Here is a 23,529-nt window from a genome sequence, read left to right as displayed (position 1 = left end):
GAAGGATAGGACTTACTATACTGTTTTTTGCAACCATTTTTAAAGGAGTGTTGTATGAGAAGTAGAGGGTCGGCTGTACTTATTAAAAATCAAAGTGTCGCGTTAGTTAAAAGAGTTTATAGCAACCATACCTACTATGTCTTTCCTGGTGGAGGAGTAGAAAAGGGTGAAACGTTAGAGGAAGCAACCATTCGAGAAGCACTAGAGGAACTCAATGTCGACATTCGTATAGAACGATTGCTCATAACTATTTTTTATCATGGTACACAGTATTTTTTTCTTGCTTCTATTCTCGAAGGTGATATTGCTATAGGGAAGGGGAACGAGTATAGAGGTAAAGAGAGAAAACGAGGCACGTACGAACCAATGTGGATACCTTTAAATCAATTACCCTCGATAGATGTAAGACCTAAAGAGGTAGGGCATTATATTAAACAAATCTGGAGGTCTTTTATTTAGTTATGCGTTACACTAAAAAAGTCTGCTAATCGTATCCGACTGGGATACGTTCAACAGACTCCACTTGTTTTATTTATTCGTTCTCTTCATCAGTTGTGTCTTCATCGGTTGTGTCTTCATCAGTTGTATCTTCATCAGAATCTGTTGCATCATCTTCAGCTGGCTGTTCTTCCTCTGTCTCAGGTTGGTTTGTGCTCGCTTGGACTTGATCAATAACACCTTGGAAGAACTCGTCTTCTACAGTTACGTCATATTGCTCAAGCAAGTCCACAACTACCGCAAAGAAGTCACGGCCGTTTTCTTCAATATAAGCGCGTTTAACAGCCATTTGAGCTGAGTCAGGCATTGTGTCATATTCGAGTGCCTCGTCTGTCTTTTCAATTACATGGAATCCGAATGCAGATTCAACAGGTTCACTCGTTACCTCTCCAACTTCTAAATCAAAGGCAGCTTCTGCAAACGCTTCGTCCATCTCAGCGCGTGTAAAGAATCCGAGATCGCCGCCGTTAGTTGCTGTGCCATCTGTGCCGTATTCTTCAGCAAGATCAGCGAAATCACTGCCATCATTTAATTGTTCGATAATGTCATTGGCAACGTCTTCTTCCTCAACGAGAATATGACGAGCTTCCACTTGCTCATATTGCTCACGATTGTCTTCAAAATAAGCAGCAATGTCTTCATCCGTGTAGTCTAAGTCTTGGGCTTGAAGTTCAATTAAAGTTAGTTCTGGAATGATTAAATTATCAATCATATCGTCACGGTCTTCTAATCCAAGTCTTTCAACTACGATGTCAACGAGCTCTTCTTCTGAGTTAACACCAAATTCATCTTGAAGTGTTGCAACCATTGCGTTAATTTGCTCTTCAGAAAAATCCATATCTTCACCAGCAAGCGCCAATAGCTGTTCAGTTAAGTCTGTAAAAAAGGCGTTTTGCAAAGCGCCTGCTGCTTGTTGATTGTTTTTTAAATCTTCAAATAGCGCTTCTTGTGTAATGGTTTCTCCACCCTCGATTGTAGCAATGGTAGATCCGTTTCCTTCATCATTATTACATGCTGCTAAAGTTGTAAGCGCAACAGCACCGAACCCAGCGAGTAAGTACTTTTTCATTTGTAACACTCCTTGAAGAGATCTATTATCATCAGCATAACTCGTACACAAGGTCAACCAGATAAATTACCCAGTTTTTTCTTGCACAAAACCTACTATATCATAAATAAAAACCTACAACAATTGCTGTATTATTGGGAAATTAGGTCATTCGCCTAGTACCCATATTTACTTTTTGCATAGGATAAGGTAACAAAGCACAAAGAAAGCTCTAAAACCTTCGGGTGGCAAGGGTTAAGCGTGTTTTGAAGCGCTTTTCATGCTTCACATCAACATGCTTAATGTGCTTTCTATCAAAAAAAATGTGAAATTTTCAAAGGAGGAAATGTACATGAGTTACGCAGGCGGAGGATACAACAGTGGGTTTGCATTAATCGTAGTTTTATTCATTTTATTAGTGATTATCGGGGCTTCTTGGATTTGCTAGTAACGTCTAGCGCTCATGGATAGATTCATGAGCGCTTTCTCTAGTTAGAACAAAAATTATCAAAAAATAGGTGGAACTATTGTTGAAAGAGTGTAGAAAAGGGTATAAAGGCAGTAGAAAACATTTATACATAGGAGTGGCGAGAATGAATAGGAGACAACAAACCAACCGTTTTTATAAAACAGGCTTTTTTATTGTTCTTACAATTTTAATGATCATTCTTTCTATATTGCTAATTGCAGCAATACGGCTCTTCGGGAACGTTGATTCTGATCCAAGGGAGCGTCCAACTACAAATAGTGAGAACGAAGAATTATTGAGCTTTCAAATGACGCTAGATCAGTCAAATCTTTTATTGGACAATTTATTAGAAGAAGATATACCATTCTACTTCTACTTGGCTGAGGATGGTGTTTATTTAGAAGGTGAAGTAGATGCTGTTCTGTCTTCAATTGATGTAGCCATGCGTTTCGAGCCGACCGTACAAGAAGATGGCAGCTTATTACTAGAAGCAGACAATCTGTCAGCAGGATTTTTATCGATCTCACCAGAAACAGCGCTTCGCATGTTTAATCAAATAGCTGAATTGCCAGAATGGATTTATCTCTATCCAAGTGAAGAACATGTAGTAATTGATTTACGAATGATTGAAGAGTTAGAGCCTTTTGGCTTACGCTTTAATGACGTCAATTTAAGTGAAGATGTCTTAGACATATCTCTTATACAATAATGTTTTTAAAGAGGCTGGGACAAAAGTAGATAGACAGACCAAAATGACGAACATTCCTGAAAATAGGAACGTTCGTCGTTTGTTTTATATGAAAATGAGCGGAAGGGGAATCCGAAGACTCCTGGGGGTTCAGCACGTGTCTGAAGACTCTGGAGTGGCGGTTTTCCACGGAGGAGGCTGAGGCCGTGTCCTCGGAAAGCGAAGGATTCTCCTGTAGCGGTGCTACTCAGCATAGTTTAAACTATTCGTCTTTTCAAATACTATTTTTAGTTATGTCCCAGCCTCTTTCGTTTGTTTATAACAGAACTTATTTTCCAAATTGGCGTGTAAATGTTGTCAAACATCCTATTTTTGAAACACCACTCATTACCACCATGAAAAAGGCGAGTGATTATGTGAACGGAATAGGTGGATAGAACGGTAAAATAAAAAAAGGCACAAACGAATGTGCGCCCTTTTTACATGCCCTTACCTTTAGTAAGTAACGATATTATAAATAACTTCTTTGCTTTGATGATGGCTTAGAAGAGATAAAGGAATCATCATGAAACTGTCGAATAAAATCATCATCATATAAGTGGCGTACAATCGACACTAATTCTGAGAATTCCGGGAACCTTCCGTAAATCTCTTTAATTGGCAAAGAGCCTTGGTAGACATTGAAGGTTTGTTCGTTAAAGACACGTAACGTCTCGTGTAACAGGATCTTTCCTTCTTCTGTTAGGCAAACGTACGTATTTCTCTTATCTTCTTGTTTTTTCGAGAATGTTAATAACCCTCGCTTTTCTAGCTTTTTGGAAAAGTTAAAGGCAGTTGACACATGCATGGCACCGTATGAGGCAATGTCAGAAATGGAAGCGCCATTGAACTGATCAGCAATCCACAAAATATGATGCTCATTCAAGTTTAAGTTAAACGGCTTAATCCAGTTTTGCCAATCTTTCTCGACGGATTTCCACATCGCTTTACTTAATACAGCTAGCTTGTAACTATATAACATTGAGTGCTTTGCCATTGGCTCCATAACCATTCCTCCATCTATATTCTATTTGTATAGGATGACTTTTGTATGTTACGTATGTTTTCTTTTAAAGGAATCCATGAAAGCAGCAAGTACTTCGCAAGATTCTAGTGGAACTGCGTTGTAAATACTTGCCCGGATACCACCAACTAAACGATGTCCAGGTAATCCGATAAGTCCAGCTTCTTCAGCTTCTTGTAAAAACAGTTTCTCCAAATCGTCATGTTGTAAATTAAAGGTCACGTTCATTGTAGAGCGAGCTTCTTTTTCGGCGTGACCTCGATAAAAGCCTTCACTGCGATCAATGGCATCGTAGAGTAGAGAAGCTTTCTTTTCATTTCGAGCTTCAATTGATGAAACACCACCTTCGCTTTCAATCCATTCTAATACTAAGTTCAACATGTAGATCGAAAAGACAGGTGGTGTGTTATACATGGACTGACTTTTAGAAAAGGTTTGATAGGAAAGCATTGGTGCTACGTCGGAATGAGCGTTTTTAAGAAATGAATCTTTAACTGCAACGATGGTCACACCAGCAGGACCAAGATTCTTTTGAGCACCTGCGTAAATAAGATCAAATGCATTATAATCAATGTCTCTTGATAAAATATCACTGGACATGTCACAAACTAACGGTAGTTTTGAATAAGGGAATTTTTTCCATTGAGTTCCATAAATTGTGTTGTTTGATGTTATATGTAAATAGGAATTTCGGTCATCATAAGAAAGGTCATCCGGCGATGGGATGGTTGAATACCCATTTTCTTTCGCATGTGTTTGTACGTCAATAGTCCCAAATCGTTTCGCTTCATTGGCAGCTTTTTCTGACCAAACACCTGTCAACACATAACTGGATTGATTATTTAGAAAATTCATTGGAACCATCGAAAATTGAAGATTTGCTCCACCTTGAAAAAAAAGAATATGAGTATCTTCATCTAATTTCATTAACGATTTTAGTCGAGAAATTGCTTGAAAGTGAACGTTTTCATAGGTTTTAGATCGGTGACTCATCTCCATGATAGAGACTTGCGATTCTTCATAATTAAGTAAACTTGATTGTGCTTTTTCGAGTGCTTGGCGAGGTAAAGCAGCAGGACCAGCGCTAAAGTTATGAACATTTTTCATTTTTTTGACTCCCTTTATCCCTTTAACGTGTGTTTTTAGAAATGATATCATAATTTTGACTTTTTGGGCGATAAAATCGCAAATTATTTTTATTTGAGAATAATAATGCAAAAAAAGTCACTGCAAAGTGACTTTTTCTTAAATAGAACTGTTTAGTGTGGCTTTGAAACGTTCTGTATAAGGTTCTAACCCGTTTAAATGATCGGGGCTAGCTTCTTTATTCCAAATATTGCTGTAAATCCCTTCTTCTCCATATCGAGGCACAAGGTGAAGGTGGTAGTGAAACACAGTTTGACCTGCAATTCGTCCGTTATTATTAACGATATTCAACCCTTTACACGAATAACTCTCTTTTAAAGCTGTAGCGAGTTTCGGAACAACTGAAAATAGGTGTGAAGCTGTTTCCGGGGGAAGGTCGAAAATTGCTTCATGATGCTGTTTCGGAATGACCAGTGTGTGCCCTTTTGTTATTTGTTGGATGTTATAAAATGCTAAAACATGCTCATCCTCGTACAATTTTGTGGCTGGTAGCTGTCCATCTCTTATAGCACAGAAAATGCAGTCTGACATAGAGAATCCTCCTTTGAATCAATCTTAGCTAAAATTGTACGCATATTTATGAAAAGAAGCAATCAAGATGGTGAAAGGATTTTAAAAGCATGATGGTGAATAGAGTGAAAGAGTTCTGAAAGTGCTTTTCTACTTTTTTTTTGCTAAACTACAAGGGGGAGTGATGACATAAATGGCTAATATGTTAGAGATTAATGAATTATCAGGTGGATATACACCAAAAAAGCCTGTTTTACATAACGTTTCATTTGGTGTTCAGAAGCAAGAAATCGTCGGTTTAATTGGGTTAAATGGTGCTGGGAAGAGTACTACCATTAAGCATGTATTAGGGTTAATGGACCCACAATCTGGTGAAGTGAAAATTAACGGATTGCGTTTTGCTGATAATGCAGATCAGTATCGAAGATCATTCGCCTATATTCCAGAAACACCACTTTTGTATGATGAATTGACATTATGGGAGCATTTAGAGTTAACAAGTGTTGCCTATGGAATTGATAAATCAGACTTTGAACAGCGTGCAGAAACACTCTTAAAAGAATTTAATATGACAAAGATGAAAAAGTGGTACCCTAATCATTTTTCAAAAGGAATGCGTCAAAAAGTAATGATTATGAGTGCTTTTCTGGCGGAACCAGAGCTATACGTAGTAGACGAACCCATTGTTGGACTAGACCCAGTAGGAATACAGTCTTTTTTAAACTGGATTTCGGAAATGAAGAAAAAAGGTGCAGGCATATTAATGTCCACCCATATTTTGGCAACGGCTGAGCGTTACTGTGATCGCTTTGTTATTTTACATCAGGGAAAAGTGGTGCTAACAGGGACCCTTGATGAGATGAGGCTAGCCATCGGGAAAAGCGATGCGACTCTAGACGATATTTATATAGAAATGACGAAGGACGTTCAGGAATGAGACAGGCACAAGAGCTTTGGGAATCTAGACGTCATCAATACTGGTCTGAGGCGAGAGGATATCTGAAATTAATCTTAAACAGTGGTTTTGTTATTTCGGTTTATTTCTTGTTTATCTTTCTTACCGTATATTATCAGCAATTCGTAGAGCAAATGCCTGTGGACTTCCCGCTAGTACCGTTATTAACTGTTCTGTTTACGTGGCGCTTAACTGCGGGTTCTATTCGGACTTTTGTTAAACCAGCCGATGTTGTTTTCTTATTACCTTACGAAACAAAAATGTCGGTTTATTTCAATCAAGCATTAAGATACTCAAGTATGTGGCAAGCCAGCTACATCGTCTTATTATTTATGGCGGTTGGTCCAATGTTCACAGAGCGTATTGGTACGGGGGCTACGTTTTGGCTAGCGCTACTGTTTCTTTTGTTAATAAAAATATGGAATCTCTTATGTGTTTGGCAGGAGCAACGTCTCGTGGCAAAAGGAGAGCGATATTCAAATATGGCTCTTCGCATGCTGATTAATGCTGTGGCTGCCTATTTACTATTTGCACAAGCACCTGTGTGGTTAATCGTAGCAATTGTTGTGCTTATGGCGATCCTGTACAAAGGGTATTGGCAACCGCTTGAAAAAAAGCATAGCTTAAAATGGGAACGATTAATTGAAGTGGAAAATCAGATGGTTATGTTCTTTTACCGAATTGCAAATGCTTTTACGGATGTACCACAGCTACGTAATAAAGTGCGTGAGCGTACTTACTTACAATGGGCTGTTCAATTGTTAGGTGGAAAAAAAGATGCGGTGTACCACTACTTATATGCGCGGACTTTTGTTCGAGCGAATGACTATCTAGGTACGTATCTTCGACTAACTATTGTGGGGGGACTCTTCATTTATGTGCTTCCATTAGGCTGGATGAAATTAGCAATGGCATTGTTGTTTACTCATATTACAATGATGCAGTTATCAACTCTCTCATTCCACCACTCTGCTAGTATTTGGATTGACCTATATCCAATAAAGCCTGAAGAAAAGAAGCAAGCATTAACGTATATAACTGCCCGGTTGCTCTTCTTGCTTGCCATTGTATACGGAGTCGTTGCAGTAGTGACGAGTGATCTTTTATATGGCGTGCTTGTTTTAGTTGCCAGTGCGTTACTCGGTTTATATGGAAGTCAAACACTCGTTCATCGAAAAAAAGGAAAGTATCGCAGAGTCCGCTAATAAGATGTAGCGAAGGGGGCTCTCGTAATGAATGTGAAGGGTATAGAGGAAGAGCTTGCAATTTGGAAACGGCAGCAACAACGACCAGAGTCACATTTGAAGAAAAAGGTTGGATATTTGCAAGAAACGATTCAAGATAAGATGCCTAAACTCTATCATACTGTTGCTACACAATGTGTGAAGAGAACAGCGGAAACAATTATGTACGGCATTGACAAGTCTAATCAATTGATTGTGAAAGAAATACGTTCTTTTTCCCTTGAAGAAGCTGATCAAAAAGCGGTGGATCTGTTTCGACGGTATCGTCGTATGGCGTTAGCGGAAGGGATTGGAACGGGAGCAGGGGGATTTGTTGCAGGAGCAATGGATTTCCCTCTTTTTTTATCCCTAAAGTTAAAGGCTTTGTTTGAGGTTGCTCATCTTTATGGGTTTTCAACCGAAACACTGCAAGATCGTTTTTTTATTTTGCTATTGTTTCAGTTTAGCTATGGGAATCGAACACATCGATTAGATGTATTAAAAGAGGTTGAGGCCTATATTGAGCATGGGACAATTAATGAAACAAATTGGGAACAATTGCAACTTCAATATCGAGATACTATTGATATTCCGAAGACCTTGCAACTCCTTCCAGTTGTGGGCGCGGTATTTGGAGGAACAGCAAACTACTATTTATTCACAAAACTTGAAGAGAACACCATTCAGCTCTGTCGAATGCGTTGGCTTGCAGAATTTAAACGGGTAACGCTGGAAAATGAGTAGAAGAATGAGTGCAAAGGGTCGTTCCGCAGATGGTTACGATCCTTTTTTCGTTTAAATAACCTGTTTGAATTCCGGTCGTAATAGTCTGTTTAGAGAGGATGAAGTTGTTTAATGGTCAATGAGATCCAGATTAGATGTAAAAAGTAGTTGCTTAGTGAATACGGTTACGTAACGCCAAAAGGAGCAGCACAGCGAAGCCGCGCTACTCATACTGAAAGGGGAACCTGGTTATTTCATCCAGCTAGGCGTATATTGGGCCATCATTGCCGCAAGTGTTGAAAAATAGCCAGTGAATAGAAGAACGCCTAATATAATCATCATAACGCCACTTATTTTTTGAATGATTGGCAAGTAACGATTTAAACGTCTCATTTTGTGCAATGAACGCGCCCAGAGCATGGCAATAAGTAAAAACGGAATACCGAGTCCAACAGAATAAATAAAGAGTAAAAAAACTCCGTTCCATATAGTAGTAGATGTACTTGCTAAAGTGAGAATACTTGCTAATACAAGCCCAATACAAGGAGTCCAACCTGCTGCAAATAGAAAGCCGAACAATAGCGATTTTGAAAAACTTGCCGCAGTATTAGAGGACGGCTCTAATCTCTTGTCTGAAAACAGAGCACGAATAGAAATCAGTCCAGTCATTTGTAGACCGAATAAAATAATAACAATTCCGCCAAGACGCTCTAGTAATGCTTGATTGCTAACAAAAAGCTGCCCAAGCATCGTGCTAGCTAAACCGAACAGCATAAAGACAAGTGTGAAACCAGCGATAAAACCAAAACTTCTGGACAAGATTATTCTTCTAGGTGCAGCAATCGCTCCATTTGTGACAGTAGTGCCTGTTAGTTGAGATAAATAAGCAGGCATTAAAGGAAAGATGCACGGTGAAAAGAAAGAAACTAAGCCTGCGAAAAACGCAATGCTAAAGGTTACTTCCATTTAGCTCAGCCCCTTAAAACAAAAAATAGTTCATGTTGTACTAGTCTATGACCTTTCCAAGTGTAACATGTTTAAACAAATGAAAGCGAATACGTTTCGTGTGCAATTTTGAACATTACGTGATAAATGTCAAAGAACCCCTAAATACCTTGTAAATTAAGCGAAAATCCCACCGAATCCTGTCTTTTTTTTATATGATAAGTACGATAGACTGGATGGTAGTTTGTTTTCAATGTGTTATAAGACCTATAGGGGGGTCATTGATCTGCTAAAAAAATGGAGTTTGGTTGCGAGTGCGGTCGTTGGTATGATAGCACTGTCTTTCATTATATTCGTAATCTTCATGTTAGCTGGTTCATATCAGCTAGATGAAGAGAAATTAATGATGAATCGATCCAGCGTGCTCGTTGATACAGAAGGCAATGTAATTACGAATTTATATATGGAAAATCGAGAGTTTGTTAGCATTATAGAAATCCCTGAGTACGTACAACAGGGATTTGTTGCAATGGAAGATTCACGCTTTTATGAGCACCAAGGCATCGATTTTAGAGCGATTGGTCGGGCGCTTTATCGAGATATTTTAGCAGGAGCAAAAGTTGAAGGGGGTAGTACGATTACTCAGCAACTTGCAAAAAACTTGTTTTTATCCAATGAAAAAGCATGGCTCCGTAAGACGAATGAAGTACTAATAGCAATGAATTTGGAGAGACGGTACAGTAAAGAAGAAATTTTAGAGATGTACTTAAATCAAATCTATTTTGGTCACGGTGCTTACGGGATCGAAGCGGCCTCCCAATTATACTTTAATAAACCTGCAAAAGAGTTAACCGTTTATGAAGGTGCTTCCTTAGTGGCTGTAGTTAATGCGCCTAGTACGTTCTCGCCATTAAATGAAGCTGATCGAAATAAAGAACGCCGTGACCTAGTGCTAACAGTTATGGCGCAACAGGGGTACTTATCAAACGAAGAAGCTTCCTCTTATCAGGATGCCCCGGTAGAAACGGATCATCAAGAATATGTGTTAGATGAAGCTTTGTTTACGTACATTGATATGGTGATGGATGAAGCTAGCGAACGCTACAACATGAGTAATAATGAATTACTTACAGGTGGGTATCGAATTGTCAGTCCAATTAATTTGGCATTTCAGCATGAAACATATCAAGCATTACATGATGAACGTTTTTACCCTGAAGGAAGTAAAGATGCTCAAGGAACCATGATGTTCATGGATGTGAACACCGGCGGAGTGCTAGCGGCACAAGGTGGAAAAGATTATGTTCGAAGAGGGTTAAATCGACTGAATGTTAACCGATCCCCGGCATCAACATTTAAACCCCTTGCTGTATACGCACCGGCTTTAGAAAGCGGCATGTATCACCCTTATTCAACGTTAAAGGATGAATTGCTCCTTTATGAGGATGAAACAGAAGATGGTTATACGCCTCGAAATGCCTCAGGAGTATATAGTGGGGAAATGACTTTATATGATTCTCTCGTTCAATCGGCTAACGCACCAGCCGTTTGGTTATTAAACGAGATGGGACTCAGTGATTCGGTTCGCCAATTAAAGAAATTTGGTTTACAAGTGCCAGATCGACAATTATCACTGGCGTTAGGTGGTCTGTATGAAGGCGTAACTCCATACGAAATGACCAAATCTTATCGCTCTTTTGCTCATGAAGGTCAGTTGATTGAACCTCACTTTATAAAAGATATTTATGATTCTAACGGCAAGCGAGTAGGAGGAGCTAATTTAGTTGAAACAGAGGTTATGTCTGAGCAAACGGCCTGGTCGATGACGCGAATGCTGGAACAAGTAATGAAAGAAGGTACTGGCGCCACTGGTGTGCAAACAACGTCGCCTATCGCTGGAAAAACCGGAACTCAGGGCTATCCTAATGTAGCTGGAGCTGTTCGAGATGCTTGGTTCGTCGGTTACACGCCTGAAGTCGTTGGAAGTGTGTGGATGGGATATGATACAACAACCGATGAACAATATTTTACAGGTGGGAGTCAACACCCGACACGTTTATTCCAAGCGATGGTTAATAAACTGCCTGCATCAAATCAAGGGACAGCGTTTGTAAAGCCAGAAGGAGTAAAAGATCTAGAGCCACCTATTGCGATGGAAGAGATAACCAATTTTGAAGCGAGTTATTCTCTTGGAGGAAATGGCTTTCTAAGTGTCCAATTAGAGTGGGAGGCATTTGAAGATGATCGAATGGAATTTAATGTTTATGAAGTTCACGACGATGAACGAAAAAGAGTAGCTACGAACTTAACAGAACCTCGTTACTCAGAAGGACGTTACAATCCATTTTCTATTCCAAGTTATCAAATCGTTGCGTATGATCCTGTAACAGAAGTGGAAGGTTCTGAGAGTGAGATTGTAAAACCGAGTTTTGAGTTTTCCTTTTCTCTTAATCCTTAATTGTTTTGAAACGTAGTGCGTTGACGCTACGTTTTTTTAGGTTCTTTTTTTAAAATAGAGACGTAAAAGTGGATAAAATAGAGGTATCGCGTAGGTTCAAAAGAAGGAAAATCACTTTTGAATATTTCTTAACTTGGAGATACTAAGACGTGTGGTTAAACTAGAACGCGCTTACATCAAAATTTTTGACAAAATCCATCAAAATCATGACAATTTATCATAGTGTGTGTACAACGGTTCAGTAGGTTATTATAGTTAAAGAGATAAAAAGAACGATAAATAAGCAGAAACGTCGATTTTCTGTTTTGTTTGAAGTAAGATAGACTTTGTGAGATTTGTTCGTTTGGAGAGGTGGATAATAGTGAGTATGGCGTTTAACGACACATTTTTGAAAGCATGTAGGGGAGAGGCTCATGACCATGTACCTGTGTGGTACATGAGACAAGCAGGACGTTCTCAACCTGAATATCGTAAAATTAAGGAAACACGTAGCTTGTTTGACATTACACACGATCCTGAACTTTGTGCATATGTAACGAAGCTACCGGTTGATCAATATAACAATGACGCTGCTATTTTATATAAAGATATAATGACACCGCTCCCTTTTATTGGTGTTGATGTAGAAATTAAGTCAGGAATTGGTCCGGTCATTTATAACCCTATTACGTCAGAAAAAGATGTTGAGCAATTAGGCGAGCTGGAACCTGAAAAAGATGTTGCTCATGTATTGGAAACGATTAAGATTCTACGTGGTCAGCTCCATGTACCACTCATTAGTTTTGCTGGAGCTCCATTCACATTGGCGAGTTACATGATTGAAGGCGGTCCGTCAAAAAATTATCATAAAACAAAAGCGTTCATGCACTCTAACTCTAAAGCATGGCACATGTTAATGGATAAGCTTGGGACGATGACGATTGCGTATGTTCGTGCACAAGTCACGGCTGGCTCCCAAGCTATACAGTTGTTTGATTCGTGGGTCGGAGCTTTGAGTGTGAGTGATTATAAACGGTTTATTCAACCAGTAATGGATCGAATCTTGACAGAAGTTCGTTCGGAAGGGATTCCACTTATTTTACATGGAGTGGGCACGCCTCATTTAATGAAGACGTGGAAAGATATGCCGGCTGATGTTATTGGGCTTGACTGGAGAACAACAGTTGATGAAGCGAGGGCGATAGGAATTCAAAAAACGGTTCAAGGGAATTTAGATCCGTCCATTTTACTTGCACCGTGGGATGTTATTGAGCAAGAGACAAAGGCCATTTTAGACCAGGGACTAAAGAGTAATCACTTTATTTTTAACTTGGGCCAAGGGGTTTTCCCAGAAGTATCACCAGATACATTAAGACGGTTAACGACCTTTATTCATGAATACTCAGCTGAAGTGAAGCGAAAGGGGTAAGGAAATGAAGAAAAAAATTGGGTTACTTGTGATGGCGTATGGTACCCCTCGAAAAAAAGAAGAGATTGAACCCTACTACACGCATATTCGATATGGACGCCCGCCTTCCCAAGAAGCGTTACAAGACTTAACAGATCGGTATGAGGCAATTGGTGGAATTAGTCCGTTAGCTCGTATTACCGAACAACAAGCAGATGGACTTGCCGAAGTGCTTAATAAACGGTTTGAGCAATATGAATTTATTCCCTATCTAGGGTTAAAGCATATCTCACCATTTATAGAAGATGCGGTTCAGCAAATGCATGAAGATGGCTTGGATGAGGCTGTATCCATTGTACTTGCACCACATTTTTCCACGTTTAGCGTAAAGTCGTATAATGGACGTGCAAAAACAGAAGCCGATCGATTAGGCGGGCTTACGATTAAATCAGTAGAAAGCTGGTACACTGAGCCAAAATTTTTAGCCTATTGGTCGGAAATGATTCAAAATGAAATGAAGAAGGTTTCGTCAAAAGACGATCTTTGCGTAATTTTTTCTGCACACAGCTTACCTGAGAAGATTATTGCGGCAGGTGATCCGTATCCAGCGCAATTAAAAGAGACGGCACAGTTGCTAGCTGAGAAGGCTGATGTCATGCATTATGAAATCGGTTGGCAGAGCGAAGGGAATACACCTGATCCTTGGCTTGGTCCTGATGTGCAAGATTTGACAAGAGCATTATACGCTGACAAAGGCTATAAAGCTTTTATGTATTGTCCAGTTGGTTTTGTAGCAGAACACCTAGAAGTTTTATATGACAATGATTACGAATGTAAAGTTGTAACCGATGAAATTGGTGCTACCTATTTAAGACCACCAATGCCAAATGATCATCCGCTATTTTTAGAAGCGATGGCAGATGCCATTGAAAAGCAGTTCGCTGCTGTAGATACGTATGAGTGATAACCAAGTAGCAATAATCGGTGCAGGAGCTACTGGATTAGCTGCTGCACTATGGTTAGAAGATCATACATCCTTAGAGTACCATGTGTTTGAGCAACAAGATCGTGCTGGTGGTAAGGTTGTAACAATGATGGATGACGGGTTTATCATTGAAGGTGGTGCAGATTCTTATTTAGAGCGTAAAGTAGCCATGACTGACTTAATTAAGAGAGTGGGTTTGTATGATGAGCTGGTTCGTAACGAAGTAGGACAAGCATACATTTTAAAAGATGGTGTGCTATATCCGAATCCAAAGCGAACGGTTTTAGGTATTCCTACTGATTTAGATGAATTCATGAAAACGGATTTACTTTCTACTGACGGCAAGAAAGAACTTTTAAAGGAATATGATAAGCCAATGGCTCCTAGAGTGAATGGGGATATCTCGTTAGGCGATTTCTTTGAACATCGATTAGGAAAAGAAATGGTTTCTTCATTAATTGAACCTTTGTTAGGTGGAATTTATGGTGGAAATATTTACGAGTTAAGTATGAAAGCGACTTTCCCTCATTTCTTAAAGATGGAGGAAGAAGGTAGTCTGCTCAAAGCACTTGAAAAAAAGCAACAGCCTGAAGAAAACGTAAAAAAACAAGGTATGTTTTTAACCGTTAAAACGGGTCTACAGTCGGTCTTTGAGGCAGTTGTTAAAAACCTTAAAGAAGATCGTGTTTTCTTCAACACACAAGTGGAAGAAATTGTGAAGGAAGGCGACAATCGTTATTTAGTCTGTTTAACAAACGGTGAGCGAAAAGGACCATATCACTCTGTACTCATCACGACGCCACCACAAAAAGCGAGTCAATTAATACCAGATAAAAAGATCGAACAACAATTGCAAGCTCTGACAGCTACAAGTTGTGCGACCGTTGCTTTAACCTTTCCAGACTATGCCATTCATAATCCTTATGAAGGAACCGGTTTTGTGGTTGCTCGAGACGGGGATGAGACAATAACAGCTTGCACGTGGACAGATGTAAAATGGCCACATACAGGAAAGCCAGGTAAAACGCTAATGCGTGCCTATGTAGGGAAACCTAATCAGCCTGAGATTGTTTATGAAAATGACGAATCGATAACAAATGCTGTTTTAGCAGATTTAAAAGGTATTATGAATTGTGAAGCTGACCCTGAGCACGTACAAATCACAAGGTGGTATGAAGCGATGCCACAATATAAGGTTGGTCATGTTGAACGGGTACAACGACTTGTACATGATTTAACTGCAACACATTCTGGCTTACATGTTGCCGGTGCTGCATTTGAAGGTGTAGGGGTTCCTGACTGTGTGAAACAAGGAAATGAAATAGCGAAAAAAATAGCTGATACAGTAAAAGTGACGTGATGGCAATATCACGTCACTTTTTTTAATGCATGTAATACGTTGTGCGTATTTCATCTAATCGTTCCATTGCTTTATTATTATAGACAATGGTCTCTAGCTCTTTTTTTGAATACGTTCGTTTTTTAATATGAATAGAAAAGAACAAAATTGAAAAAGTCATTGTGTTACTGACCTCCTTTCGTAGGAGGTGCTACTTTAGGTAAAGCCTGGCACCTCATCGATCATCATTAATAAATGTGCTTGCAGTTGGCATTGCATAATTGTCATCATAGACACTCCTTTTCTAAAATTTTCCAGTAAATAGGCATAAAAAATACAGGTTCTCTTAAAAGGCAATAAAAGCCCTTCGTTTACCTGTTCACTGTATGCTAAGCCATATTTAAAAGAATGTGCATTAACGAATGGTGTGTGAACAAAACGAAACATATGAAATTGAATGTATTTTTTTCATTGTCATTAACATTTTGCTCATCTCCTTTTCATTAACTATTGTAAATCATAACGGATGTTCACAAATTTGTAAATATTTTTTTGGGAAAAAAGTGAATTTTTTTTTGGTGACGTGTGTAGATTTCATCCCTGTTTGTCTGAATTTGTTTGTGCTATAATAGGAAAGATGTGCTGGATTTCCTTATTAAAAGGAGTGTTGACGACGAAAGACACAGTAAAGAGATAATCAAGTTTTTGCTTTAATCTGTAACGATTGGGTGAACGTGATGCAGCGGATTTAGGGAAATCGTGCATTGAGGAACCTCGAACAGGTTAGAACGATTATCAATCATACGGTCTGTCAAACTGCAAGTGACGGTTGAGTAGCTTGGACTTACCACAAGCCTTTATAACCATTTAAATGCAAAAGTAATATACGAATCCCTTACGAACGCTGAAAGAAATGGAAAACCATTCTGTTTAGCAAACGGAACAAGCATTTGATTTGTTCGCTAAGGCATTCTTTTTAGCTTATGTCACGATCATAGAAAATGATACGAGGCAATTGCATATTTTCTTCACTTTTTTAATTCTTCTAGTTTGATTAATCAGTTTTGATCAAATGTTATAGGGAGACAATGGATAATAGCCCAGTATCATTAGATGAGATACAGTAATTAAGGAACAAACGAACGCAATTACAACGCTACGAGTAGCTTATGAAAGCACCGTGGGTTATATAGAGGTGGAATCTAAATGTTTATAGATAAAGTTAAGGTATATGCAAAAGGTGGCGACGGAGGAAACGGTATGGTTGCTTATCGTCGTGAAAAATATGTCCCTGATGGTGGTCCAGCTGGTGGAGATGGTGGCCGTGGCGCCAATGTCGTGTTACAAGTAGATGAGGGATTGCGTACCTTGATGGATTTTCGTTACAACCGTCATTTTAAAGCAAAACGTGGAGAACATGGGATGTCAAAAAACATGCATGGGAAAAACGCCAAAGATTTAGTGGTTTCAGTCCCACCTGGAACCACAGTAACCGATGAAACGACCGGAGCACTTATTGCTGATTTAACAGAACATGGCCAATCAGCTATTGTGGCAAAGGGTGGTCGAGGTGGACGTGGAAACGTTCGATTTGCTACACCAGCAAACCCAGCCCCAGACCATGCTGAAAATGGGGAGCCAGGAATTGAACGAAATTTAGTTCTTGAACTTAAAGTATTAGCTGATGTTGGACTAGTTGGTTTTCCATCTGTTGGGAAGTCAACGTTGCTTTCAATTGTCTCAGCAGCAAAGCCGAAAATTGCTGATTACCATTTTACAACGATTACACCGAATTTAGGTGTTGTTGACACACAGGATAATCGTAGTTTTGTTATGGCTGATTTACCTGGATTAATTGAAGGCGCCCATGAGGGGGTAGGTCTTGGACACCAATTCTTGCGTCATATTGAACGTACACGTGTTATCGTTCACTTAATTGATATGTCGGCGATGGAAGGACGCGATCCCGTTGACGACTATAAAAAGATTACAGCAGAACTTGAACAGTATAATTATCGTTTAACAGAGCGGCCGCAAATCATTGTAGCCAACAAAATGGACATGCCAGATGCAGCTGAGAATCTAGAGAGATTTAAACAAGAAATGGATGAAGATGTTCATATTCATCCGATGTCTGCGATTACGCGAGAGGGTGTAAGAGAGCTTCTTTTGGCGATAGCGGATGAATTAGAGCATGCGCCAGAGTTTCCGTTACATGATAAAGAGACAGATGAAGAAGCACGAGTAGTATATCGTCATGAAACACCGGTTGATCCATTCATCATTACACGTGCAGATGACGGTGTCTATGAAGTGAGTGGTGCTGAGCTTGAGCGTGTATTTAAGATGACGGATTTCGCAAGGGACGAATCAGTCCGACGATTTGCTCGAAAGCTAAGACGAATGGGTGTTGATGCGGCTTTACGTGAAAAAGGCGCTAAAGACGGTGACATGGTTCGAATTATGAAATTTGAATTTGAGTTTATTGAATAGGCTAGACGAATGAATACGATTGGGGGGATACGAAGGGTGAGTGAAAATCAGTTTTTTCTAGTAAGAGAAGATATGTTAACCGATGCAATGCAACGAACATTAGAAGCAAAGGCATTACTTGCAACTGGAAAAGCAGCGAAAATTAATGAAGCCGTTCAGCTTGTGGGCATCAGTCGAAGTGCATTCTATAAATATAAGGATGGTATCTTCCCTTTTCATTCTGTGAATAAAGAACGTATTATTACGTTAATGATTAATTTAGAAGATCGATCCGGGACGTTATCAGAATTACTTCAAATTGTTGCCAGTACCGGAGCGAATATATTAACAATCAATCAAACGATTCCACTTCAAGGTCGAGCGAGCATTACCTTATCCGTGGATACCGCCCCAATTCAAATTGGGCTCCATGATTTATTTGCAAAAATGAAATCACTTGAAGCAGTCGAGCGAGTAGAAATGGTTGGCTCTGGCTCATAGATAAAGAGGGAGTGGAGAGTAAATGAAGAAAATCGGCTTTCTTGGACCAAGAGGAACATTTACAGAAATGGCAGCGAAGTTTCTTTTTCCTCAAGATGAAAGAATCCCGTTGAAAACCATACCGAGAACAATTGATTTAGCTTTTAATAAGGGAACAGATTACGCAGTTGTACCAATTGAAAACGCGATCGAGGGCACGGTTAACGTCACTCTTGATTACTTAATTCATCAAAAACCAATGCCTATTGTTGGGGCGGTTTCAATTGGTATTGCACATCACTTATTATCTGCATCTAGAAAAGAGTTCGCCTCTGTTGCTCCAAAAAAAATTATTTCTCACCCGCAAGCATTGGCTCAATGTCATCGTTTTATACAGGAGCACTTTCCGGATGTCAAAGTGGAGCATGCTGATTCTACAGCACAGGCAGCCGCTTGGCTTGCGAAGCACCAGGACGATGACGTCTGTGTGATAGCAAACCGTGAAGCAGCTAACTTATATGGTCTTTCTATTGTTGCAGAAGACATTCATGATTACCGTGAAAATCAAACGCGATTTTTAGTTGTATCATCTGGTCATCAACAGGAACAATTCGTAACGAAAGAACCCCATGTAGGTGAAGTAACGACACTAATGATCACACTTCCATCTGATTTCACAGGAGCGCTTCATCAAGTGTTATCTGCTTTTGCGTGGCGGAAACTTAATTTATCTAAAATTGAATCCCGTCCAACGAAAACAGGATTAGGTAATTATTTCTTTATTATTGATGTTCAACAGTTAATGGACGATGTGCTATTACCTGGAGCAATTGCTGAATTAAACGCATTAGGCTGTAAAGTTGATGTACTTGGGAGTTATTACACGTATAGTGATCAACTCACTAGGGTAGAAAAATAAAAAACGCTGAACCTCGATTAGATGAGAAGAAATCTGATCGAGGATCAGCGTTTTTTTGTCCAGTGAAGTTAGCCTAACGTCTTATTCCTCTACTAAATAGCCTTTCTCCCTAAGATGTTGAAGTGCTCGCTCGATTTGTTGCTCAGTATCTGCTTCAACAGAATGCAGGTGAATGCCGTTCGTTAGTTGAGATAATAAATAAGCACCTTCTTGCTGCAAACGATCGCAGAAGGCATTCACATCTTGACGATTGGATAAGCGTAATGTTCCTGTAATTTCACCATAAATAGGATGTTCAATGATAACGTCTATTACGGTTAAACCACTATCGACAAATGTATACAGCTCGTCCATTGTGTCTTCTGGAGGGTGTTGAACAGCGATAAGGCGCTGAATTCGCTGTTCTTTTTGCTGTTGTAAATACAAATAGCCTTGAGCTGTAGAGAAAATGGGCTCACCTTTTGCTTTTAACAGCGACATGTCTTGGACAATAACTTGACGACTAACGCCTGAACGTCTAGCTAAATCACTTCCTGTTATCGGCTGTCCTTCTTCAAGCAACCACTGAAGAATGGCAGAACGTCTTTCTGAGGATACTAATTTTTTTGGTTGGTTTTTCATTGTAATCACCTTGTTAATATTGTCTTAAACGTCTGAATTAAGAAAGAGATATCTTCTGATGTTGTTGGCTCTCCGAACGTAACACGAATGTATTGTTGAACATACTCAGCTGTGTATCCAAGAGCGAGTAAAGCTTTAGAGGGCTTGGTTTGTCCAACTTGACAAGCTGAACCAATTCCAATACATAATCCAGCACGACTACATTCAAGCATAAATTGTTGGCCGCTCCATCCGTGTACCATCAATCCTAGATGAAAAGGTAAACGCTTAGGAACCGTAGTGCCAACAATTGAAACGTCTTGAGCTAGTTGTGAAAGAATGAAACGCTGCCAACGAATGTGCCGATCTGAGAGTGTCTTCCTAATAGAAAATGCGTGTTCAAGTTCAACTGTAAAAGCAGCAATAGCCGGCAAATCCACAGTACCTGGTCTCATTCCATACTCATGAGTAACAGCATGTAGAAAAGGTTTGAAATAATGCTCAGGTGCTAAATAAATGATACCTAAACCTTTTGGAGCGTACAACTTATGAGCAGAAAAACTGGCTGCATCGACTAATGAAAGGTCGATGTCGATCTTTCCTAAACCTTGAACACAATCACTATGAAATAGTATATCATGACTTCGTAAAATCTCACTAAGGATGTGTACATTCTGTATGGTGCCTATTTCACTTGCGGCAATTGCAACTGAACAAAACACAGTGTCTTCGCGAATAGTTGCTAGTAAGGATGGGATTGACACCTCACCAGTCGGCAGAACGTCCACATAATCAACGTCATATCCTTGTGTTTGTAAGTACAAAAAAGTCGATAATATGGATGGATGCTCTGTCTTTGTTGTAAGTATGTGCTTTCCTTTATGACCCAATGAACGAACTAATGAAACAATGGCTAAAAAATTCGCTTCAGACCCAGATCCTGTAAAGTAAATGGCATTGTGCTCCACGTTTAATTGCTTTGCAATTCGTTCTCGATAATGAAGCAAATGCCATTCAGCGTGAACGCCAAGTGTATGAGGGCTCATAGGGTTAGCAAACTGCTTTATTGCACATTCTTGGTAAGCTTTAAGCGCCCTTTCCGACATTGGTGTTGTAGAACTATAGTCAAAATAATGCATAATCGCTCCTTAAAAATTGTAGTTGTGTTTTCTTTTATTCTATGTAAATATAGGTGACAAGACAAGTGTATATTTACACAGACAGGAGGTTCATTTGAAAACAGTTATTATTATAGGATCTGGAATCGCTAGTTTGGTTGCAGCTCATAAGCTTGCTGACCAATTGAATGTGATTATTTTCACAAAGTCTGCTTATATAGAAAGCAACTCAGCCTCTGCCCAAGGAGGTATAGCAGCAGCCCTAGATAAGGAGGACCATCCCATTTATCATTTTCAAGACACGTTACATGCCGGGAAAGGAGTAAACGACGAATGGCTAGTCAAATCGATTACGGAAAAGGCAAGTTACCTCATTCATGAGCTTGAAGAGATGGGTGTTTCGTTTGATAAGCAGGATGGCTATTATGCCCTTGGACGTGAGGGAGCACATCAAAAAAGTCGAATCGTTCATGTGAAAGATCAAACAGGTAAGACCATTGTAGAAACGTTATGGGAACGTGTCGCTCCTCGCGTAACGGTATATGAACATGCAGAGGTAACGGGATTAATTAAAAAAGGGAGTGTCGTTACGGGAATCTGCACGTTAGAAGGAGAGTGGCAAGCTGATTTTGTTGTAATGGCGACAGGCGGAGTTGGCCAACTGTTCGAAGTAAATTCAAATTCACCAACGGCTACAGGAGAAGGAATGTTTCTCGCTTATCAAGCAGGTGCAGTATTAAAAGATTTAGAGTACATACAATTTCATCCAACGATATTAAAGGGGAAACATTCAATCTTAATGAGTGAAGCTGTTCGCGGCGAAGGAGGCTATTTAGTAAATGGTAAACAAGAGCGTCTGTTAGGTCGATACCCACAAGGCGATTTAGAAGGAAGAGATCTTGTTTCAGCTGTGCTGCATGAAGCAATGTTGCAAGGTGAAGCCATTTATTTAGATGTGAGGCATCTCGATTATTTTTCAACTCGGTTCCCATTTCTTTATCAAGCATGTATACGAGAGGGAATCGATCCGGCAATGAAACCAATTCCTGTTGCACCAGGAGCCCATTTTATTTGTGGAGGAGTGGAAGTCGATCAAGTCGGAAGGACGGCAGTTGAACAATTATATGCGATTGGGGAAGTTGCTTGTTCTGGTGCTCATGGTGCAAACCGACTTGCAAGCAATTCTTTACTGGAAGCCATTTATTTTGCAACAGCATGTGCAGATCATCTAGTATCGGAATCTAAAAAAGCACCTATCGTTCAATTAGATGATACCTCTTCCTTAGTGCGTATAGACCCTCAAGAACATTTATTACCTAAGCGGGAGGAACTACAACAGCGGATGATGCATCAAGTAGGAATAAAGCGCTCTCAACAAGAATTGCACGAGATGCTAGAGTGGTTTGATGTCTATCGAAGGCAGCCTGCATCCTGTAAGCAGTCTACTGAAGATAAGGGTATGTTTGAAGTAGCGACCTTCATTACCCGGGCGGCGCTAACGAGGGAAGAAACAAGAGGAACTCACCAACGAAGTGACTTTTTCGCTACATCCTCTTTTTGGAAAGAGCGAACCATTCGTTTTTGCAGTGGGAAAATGTCAGTAGTAAACCAAGGAGGTTTCTGTGAACACCATTAAAGTAAGAGAAGCGCTAAAGCAGTTCATTTTAGAAGATATTGGCGATAGGGACGAAACATCTGAAAGTATTTTTTCTAAATCCGCGGGGAGCGTAACTGCTGAAATAGTGGCTAAAGATGCAGGTGTATTTTCAGGAGAACAAGTGCTGCATACGTATTTTACGCTTTTTGATCATGAGATTAATATCACTAGTTCTAAAACAGAAGGACAGTTTATTGAAAAAGGGGATGTTCTTGCAACGTTAGAAGGAAATGTGTATACACTCCTTCAAGGGGAGCGTGTTTTATTAAATGTATTGCAACGTATGTGTGGCATTGCTTCAACGGTTCATTTAGCAAAAGAGCGTTTAAATGACCCTTCAATCCGCTTGTGTGATACAAGAAAAACGGCACCAGGTCTTAGAATGTTTGATAAAGCAGCCTGTCGCGCTGGTGGTGGTTACAATCACCGTAATGGCTTACATGATGCTGTTATGTTAAAGGAAAATCATATTGCAGCATGTGGTTCCATTTCAAAGGCTGTTCGTCGTGTAAAAGCGATAGCGGGACCGATGATGAAAATTGAAGTAGAAACAACAAATGCCGAGGAAGTAAAAGAGGCTGTGGCGGCGGCTGCAGATGTCATTATGTTTGATAATGCTTCACCGGACGAGATACGCACGTACCAAAAACTTGTGCCACCTTCCATCCGAACTGAAGCTTCTGGAGGGATTGATCTGTCTACGATACACCTTTATGCAGGCACAGGAGTAGACTTTCTATCTTTAGGGTTTATTACCCATTCAGTTAAAGCACTTGATTTAAGCATGTTACTTAAGAGAGGATGACGGAAAGTGGAACTAGTAAAACCAACGATTCTTCCAGAGCA

At 39.7% G+C, this 23,529-nt stretch carries 23 protein-coding genes; 15 read left to right on the top strand and 8 right to left on the bottom strand.

Going from position 1 to position 23,529, the window contains the following annotated elements; translation table 11 throughout:
* The first annotated feature begins 54 nt into the window (after positions 1–54).
* Positions 55–459 carry an NUDIX hydrolase gene (locus BK583_RS13955; protein WP_055737340.1) on the top strand — a complete coding sequence of 135 codons (405 nt, stop codon included), beginning with the start codon at positions 55–57 and terminating at the stop codon, positions 457–459.
* A gap of 73 nt (positions 460–532) precedes the next feature.
* Here BK583_RS13955 and BK583_RS13950 read toward each other — a convergent pair whose 3' ends face one another.
* Positions 533–1,567 carry a peptidylprolyl isomerase gene (locus tag BK583_RS13950; RefSeq protein ID WP_055737341.1) on the bottom strand — a complete coding sequence of 345 codons (1,035 nt, stop codon included), beginning with the start codon at positions 1,565–1,567 and terminating at the stop codon, positions 533–535.
* 331 nt (positions 1,568–1,898) lie between these two features.
* Between BK583_RS13950 and BK583_RS13945 the strand changes: the two genes are divergently transcribed.
* Positions 1,899–1,994, top strand: coding sequence for a YjcZ family sporulation protein (locus tag BK583_RS13945; protein ID WP_078390824.1), 96 nt, complete (start codon positions 1,899–1,901; stop codon positions 1,992–1,994).
* Between the two features lie 145 nt (positions 1,995–2,139).
* Positions 2,140–2,724: a DUF2140 family protein gene (locus BK583_RS13940; RefSeq protein ID WP_055737342.1), complete on the top strand. Its 585-nt coding sequence runs from the start codon at positions 2,140–2,142 to the stop codon at positions 2,722–2,724.
* Between the two features lie 490 nt (positions 2,725–3,214).
* On the opposite strand, the gene BK583_RS13930 is transcribed toward BK583_RS13940, so the two are convergent.
* From BK583_RS13930 to BK583_RS13920, 3 genes are all read right to left on the bottom strand, one after another.
* Entirely contained in the window at positions 3,215–3,748 is a 534-nt protein-coding gene (locus tag BK583_RS13930; RefSeq protein ID WP_055737344.1) for an HTH-type transcriptional regulator Hpr, read from the bottom strand.
* A gap of 48 nt (positions 3,749–3,796) precedes the next feature.
* Entirely contained in the window at positions 3,797–4,873 is a 1,077-nt protein-coding gene (serC, locus tag BK583_RS13925) for a 3-phosphoserine/phosphohydroxythreonine transaminase (protein WP_038478597.1), read from the bottom strand.
* A 138-nt stretch (positions 4,874–5,011) separates the two neighbouring features.
* Entirely contained in the window at positions 5,012–5,443 is a 432-nt protein-coding gene (locus tag BK583_RS13920) for an HIT family protein (RefSeq protein WP_038478600.1), read from the bottom strand.
* Between the two features lie 172 nt (positions 5,444–5,615).
* Between BK583_RS13920 and BK583_RS13915 the strand changes: the two genes are divergently transcribed.
* From BK583_RS13915 to BK583_RS13905, 3 genes are read left to right on the top strand one after another with little or no spacing between them, the layout of a single operon-like run.
* Positions 5,616–6,359: an ABC transporter ATP-binding protein gene (locus BK583_RS13915; RefSeq protein ID WP_055737345.1), complete on the top strand. Its 744-nt coding sequence runs from the start codon at positions 5,616–5,618 to the stop codon at positions 6,357–6,359.
* Positions 6,356–7,582 (top strand): ABC transporter permease, encoded by a 1,227-nt coding sequence (locus BK583_RS13910; protein WP_055737346.1) that lies wholly within the window; start codon positions 6,356–6,358, stop codon positions 7,580–7,582. The genes BK583_RS13915 and BK583_RS13910 overlap by 4 nt, the downstream gene beginning before the upstream one ends.
* Positions 7,583–7,609: 27 nt before the next feature.
* Positions 7,610–8,344 carry an EcsC family protein gene (locus tag BK583_RS13905; RefSeq protein WP_038478608.1) on the top strand — a complete coding sequence of 245 codons (735 nt, stop codon included), beginning with the start codon at positions 7,610–7,612 and terminating at the stop codon, positions 8,342–8,344.
* A 228-nt stretch (positions 8,345–8,572) separates the two neighbouring features.
* Here the strand turns inward: BK583_RS13905 and BK583_RS13900 are convergent, their stop codons facing one another.
* Positions 8,573–9,289, bottom strand: a complete 717-nt coding sequence (locus tag BK583_RS13900) for a cytochrome c biogenesis CcdA family protein (RefSeq protein ID WP_038478611.1) — start codon at positions 9,287–9,289, stop codon at positions 8,573–8,575.
* Positions 9,290–9,572: 283 nt separating this feature from the next.
* Between BK583_RS13900 and BK583_RS13895 the strand changes: the two genes are divergently transcribed.
* The 4 genes from BK583_RS13895 to hemG all read left to right on the top strand — a co-directional run bounded on the left by BK583_RS13895 (position 9,573) and on the right by hemG (position 15,458).
* A complete protein-coding gene (locus BK583_RS13895) occupies positions 9,573–11,726 on the top strand; it encodes a transglycosylase domain-containing protein (protein ID WP_245804420.1) in 2,154 nt (717 codons plus the stop codon).
* A gap of 367 nt (positions 11,727–12,093) precedes the next feature.
* Positions 12,094–13,134 (top strand): uroporphyrinogen decarboxylase, encoded by a 1,041-nt coding sequence (gene hemE, locus BK583_RS13890; RefSeq protein WP_371836663.1) that lies wholly within the window; start codon positions 12,094–12,096, stop codon positions 13,132–13,134.
* Positions 13,135–13,138: 4 nt separating this feature from the next.
* The gene (gene hemH, locus BK583_RS13885; RefSeq protein ID WP_055737348.1) at positions 13,139–14,077 is read left to right on the top strand and encodes a ferrochelatase; all 939 of its coding nucleotides are present in this window, start codon (positions 13,139–13,141) and stop codon (positions 14,075–14,077) included.
* Positions 14,070–15,458: a protoporphyrinogen oxidase gene (hemG, locus tag BK583_RS13880; protein WP_055737349.1), complete on the top strand. Its 1,389-nt coding sequence runs from the start codon at positions 14,070–14,072 to the stop codon at positions 15,456–15,458. Before hemH ends, hemG begins: the two co-directional genes overlap by 8 nt.
* 22 nt (positions 15,459–15,480) lie before the next feature.
* Here the strand turns inward: hemG and BK583_RS13875 are convergent, their stop codons facing one another.
* Positions 15,481–15,618, bottom strand: a complete 138-nt coding sequence (locus BK583_RS13875; RefSeq protein WP_078440191.1) for a YrzI family small protein — start codon at positions 15,616–15,618, stop codon at positions 15,481–15,483.
* Positions 15,619–16,643: 1,025 nt separating this feature from the next.
* On the opposite strand from BK583_RS13875, the gene obgE reads away from it, so the two are divergent.
* From obgE to pheA, 3 genes are read left to right on the top strand one after another with little or no spacing between them, the layout of a single operon-like run.
* The gene (gene obgE / locus BK583_RS13870; RefSeq protein ID WP_055737350.1) at positions 16,644–17,930 is read left to right on the top strand and encodes a GTPase ObgE; all 1,287 of its coding nucleotides are present in this window, start codon (positions 16,644–16,646) and stop codon (positions 17,928–17,930) included.
* Between the two features lie 36 nt (positions 17,931–17,966).
* Positions 17,967–18,410, top strand: coding sequence for an ACT domain-containing protein (locus tag BK583_RS13865; RefSeq protein ID WP_038478624.1), 444 nt, complete (start codon positions 17,967–17,969; stop codon positions 18,408–18,410).
* Positions 18,411–18,432: 22 nt separating this feature from the next.
* The gene (pheA, locus tag BK583_RS13860; RefSeq protein WP_038478627.1) at positions 18,433–19,308 is read left to right on the top strand and encodes a prephenate dehydratase; all 876 of its coding nucleotides are present in this window, start codon (positions 18,433–18,435) and stop codon (positions 19,306–19,308) included.
* Positions 19,309–19,389: 81 nt separating this feature from the next.
* Here pheA and BK583_RS13855 read toward each other — a convergent pair whose 3' ends face one another.
* Positions 19,390–19,929, bottom strand: coding sequence for a transcription repressor NadR (locus tag BK583_RS13855; RefSeq protein ID WP_055737351.1), 540 nt, complete (start codon positions 19,927–19,929; stop codon positions 19,390–19,392).
* A 5-nt stretch (positions 19,930–19,934) separates the two neighbouring features.
* Positions 19,935–21,047, bottom strand: coding sequence for a cysteine desulfurase family protein (locus tag BK583_RS13850; RefSeq protein ID WP_055737352.1), 1,113 nt, complete (start codon positions 21,045–21,047; stop codon positions 19,935–19,937).
* Between the two features lie 94 nt (positions 21,048–21,141).
* Here BK583_RS13850 and nadB point away from each other — a divergent pair, with 94 nt between their 5' ends.
* Positions 21,142–22,662 (top strand): L-aspartate oxidase, encoded by a 1,521-nt coding sequence (gene nadB, locus BK583_RS13845; protein WP_055737353.1) that lies wholly within the window; start codon positions 21,142–21,144, stop codon positions 22,660–22,662.
* A complete protein-coding gene (nadC, locus tag BK583_RS13840; RefSeq protein ID WP_055737354.1) occupies positions 22,649–23,488 on the top strand; it encodes a carboxylating nicotinate-nucleotide diphosphorylase in 840 nt (279 codons plus the stop codon). The genes nadB and nadC overlap by 14 nt, the downstream gene beginning before the upstream one ends.
* Positions 23,489–23,529 lie beyond the last annotated feature (41 nt).

The sequence above is a fragment of the Shouchella oshimensis genome, assembly GCF_002019765.1.
GTDB classification, from domain to species: Bacteria; Bacillota; Bacilli; order Bacillales; family Bacillaceae_D; genus Shouchella; species Shouchella oshimensis.
The sequence above is the reverse complement of the archived record's forward strand: the minus strand, read 5'-3'. Positions and strand labels throughout refer to the sequence as shown.

Excerpts from the sequence above, each read along its gene's own strand:
- BK583_RS13955 (WP_055737340.1), top strand. The coding sequence starts at position 55 with ATGAGAAGTAGAGGGTCGGCTGTACTTATTAAAAATCAAAGTGTCGCG.
- BK583_RS13950 (WP_055737341.1), bottom strand. The coding sequence starts at position 1,567 with ATGAAAAAGTACTTACTCGCTGGGTTCGGTGCTGTTGCGCTTACAACT.
- BK583_RS13945 (WP_078390824.1), top strand. The coding sequence starts at position 1,899 with ATGAGTTACGCAGGCGGAGGATACAACAGTGGGTTTGCATTAATCGTA.
- BK583_RS13940 (WP_055737342.1), top strand. The coding sequence starts at position 2,140 with ATGAATAGGAGACAACAAACCAACCGTTTTTATAAAACAGGCTTTTTT.
- BK583_RS13930 (WP_055737344.1), bottom strand. The coding sequence starts at position 3,748 with ATGGAGCCAATGGCAAAGCACTCAATGTTATATAGTTACAAGCTAGCT.
- serC (WP_038478597.1), bottom strand. The coding sequence starts at position 4,873 with ATGAAAAATGTTCATAACTTTAGCGCTGGTCCTGCTGCTTTACCTCGC.
- BK583_RS13920 (WP_038478600.1), bottom strand. The coding sequence starts at position 5,443 with ATGTCAGACTGCATTTTCTGTGCTATAAGAGATGGACAGCTACCAGCC.
- BK583_RS13915 (WP_055737345.1), top strand. The coding sequence starts at position 5,616 with ATGGCTAATATGTTAGAGATTAATGAATTATCAGGTGGATATACACCA.
- BK583_RS13910 (WP_055737346.1), top strand. The coding sequence starts at position 6,356 with ATGAGACAGGCACAAGAGCTTTGGGAATCTAGACGTCATCAATACTGG.
- BK583_RS13905 (WP_038478608.1), top strand. The coding sequence starts at position 7,610 with ATGAATGTGAAGGGTATAGAGGAAGAGCTTGCAATTTGGAAACGGCAG.
- BK583_RS13900 (WP_038478611.1), bottom strand. The coding sequence starts at position 9,289 with ATGGAAGTAACCTTTAGCATTGCGTTTTTCGCAGGCTTAGTTTCTTTC.
- hemE (WP_371836663.1), top strand. The coding sequence starts at position 12,094 with ATGGCGTTTAACGACACATTTTTGAAAGCATGTAGGGGAGAGGCTCAT.
- hemH (WP_055737348.1), top strand. The coding sequence starts at position 13,139 with ATGAAGAAAAAAATTGGGTTACTTGTGATGGCGTATGGTACCCCTCGA.
- hemG (WP_055737349.1), top strand. The coding sequence starts at position 14,070 with ATGAGTGATAACCAAGTAGCAATAATCGGTGCAGGAGCTACTGGATTA.
- BK583_RS13875 (WP_078440191.1), bottom strand. The coding sequence starts at position 15,618 with ATGACTTTTTCAATTTTGTTCTTTTCTATTCATATTAAAAAACGAACG.
- obgE (WP_055737350.1), top strand. The coding sequence starts at position 16,644 with ATGTTTATAGATAAAGTTAAGGTATATGCAAAAGGTGGCGACGGAGGA.
- pheA (WP_038478627.1), top strand. The coding sequence starts at position 18,433 with ATGAAGAAAATCGGCTTTCTTGGACCAAGAGGAACATTTACAGAAATG.
- BK583_RS13855 (WP_055737351.1), bottom strand. The coding sequence starts at position 19,929 with ATGAAAAACCAACCAAAAAAATTAGTATCCTCAGAAAGACGTTCTGCC.
- BK583_RS13850 (WP_055737352.1), bottom strand. The coding sequence starts at position 21,047 with ATGCATTATTTTGACTATAGTTCTACAACACCAATGTCGGAAAGGGCG.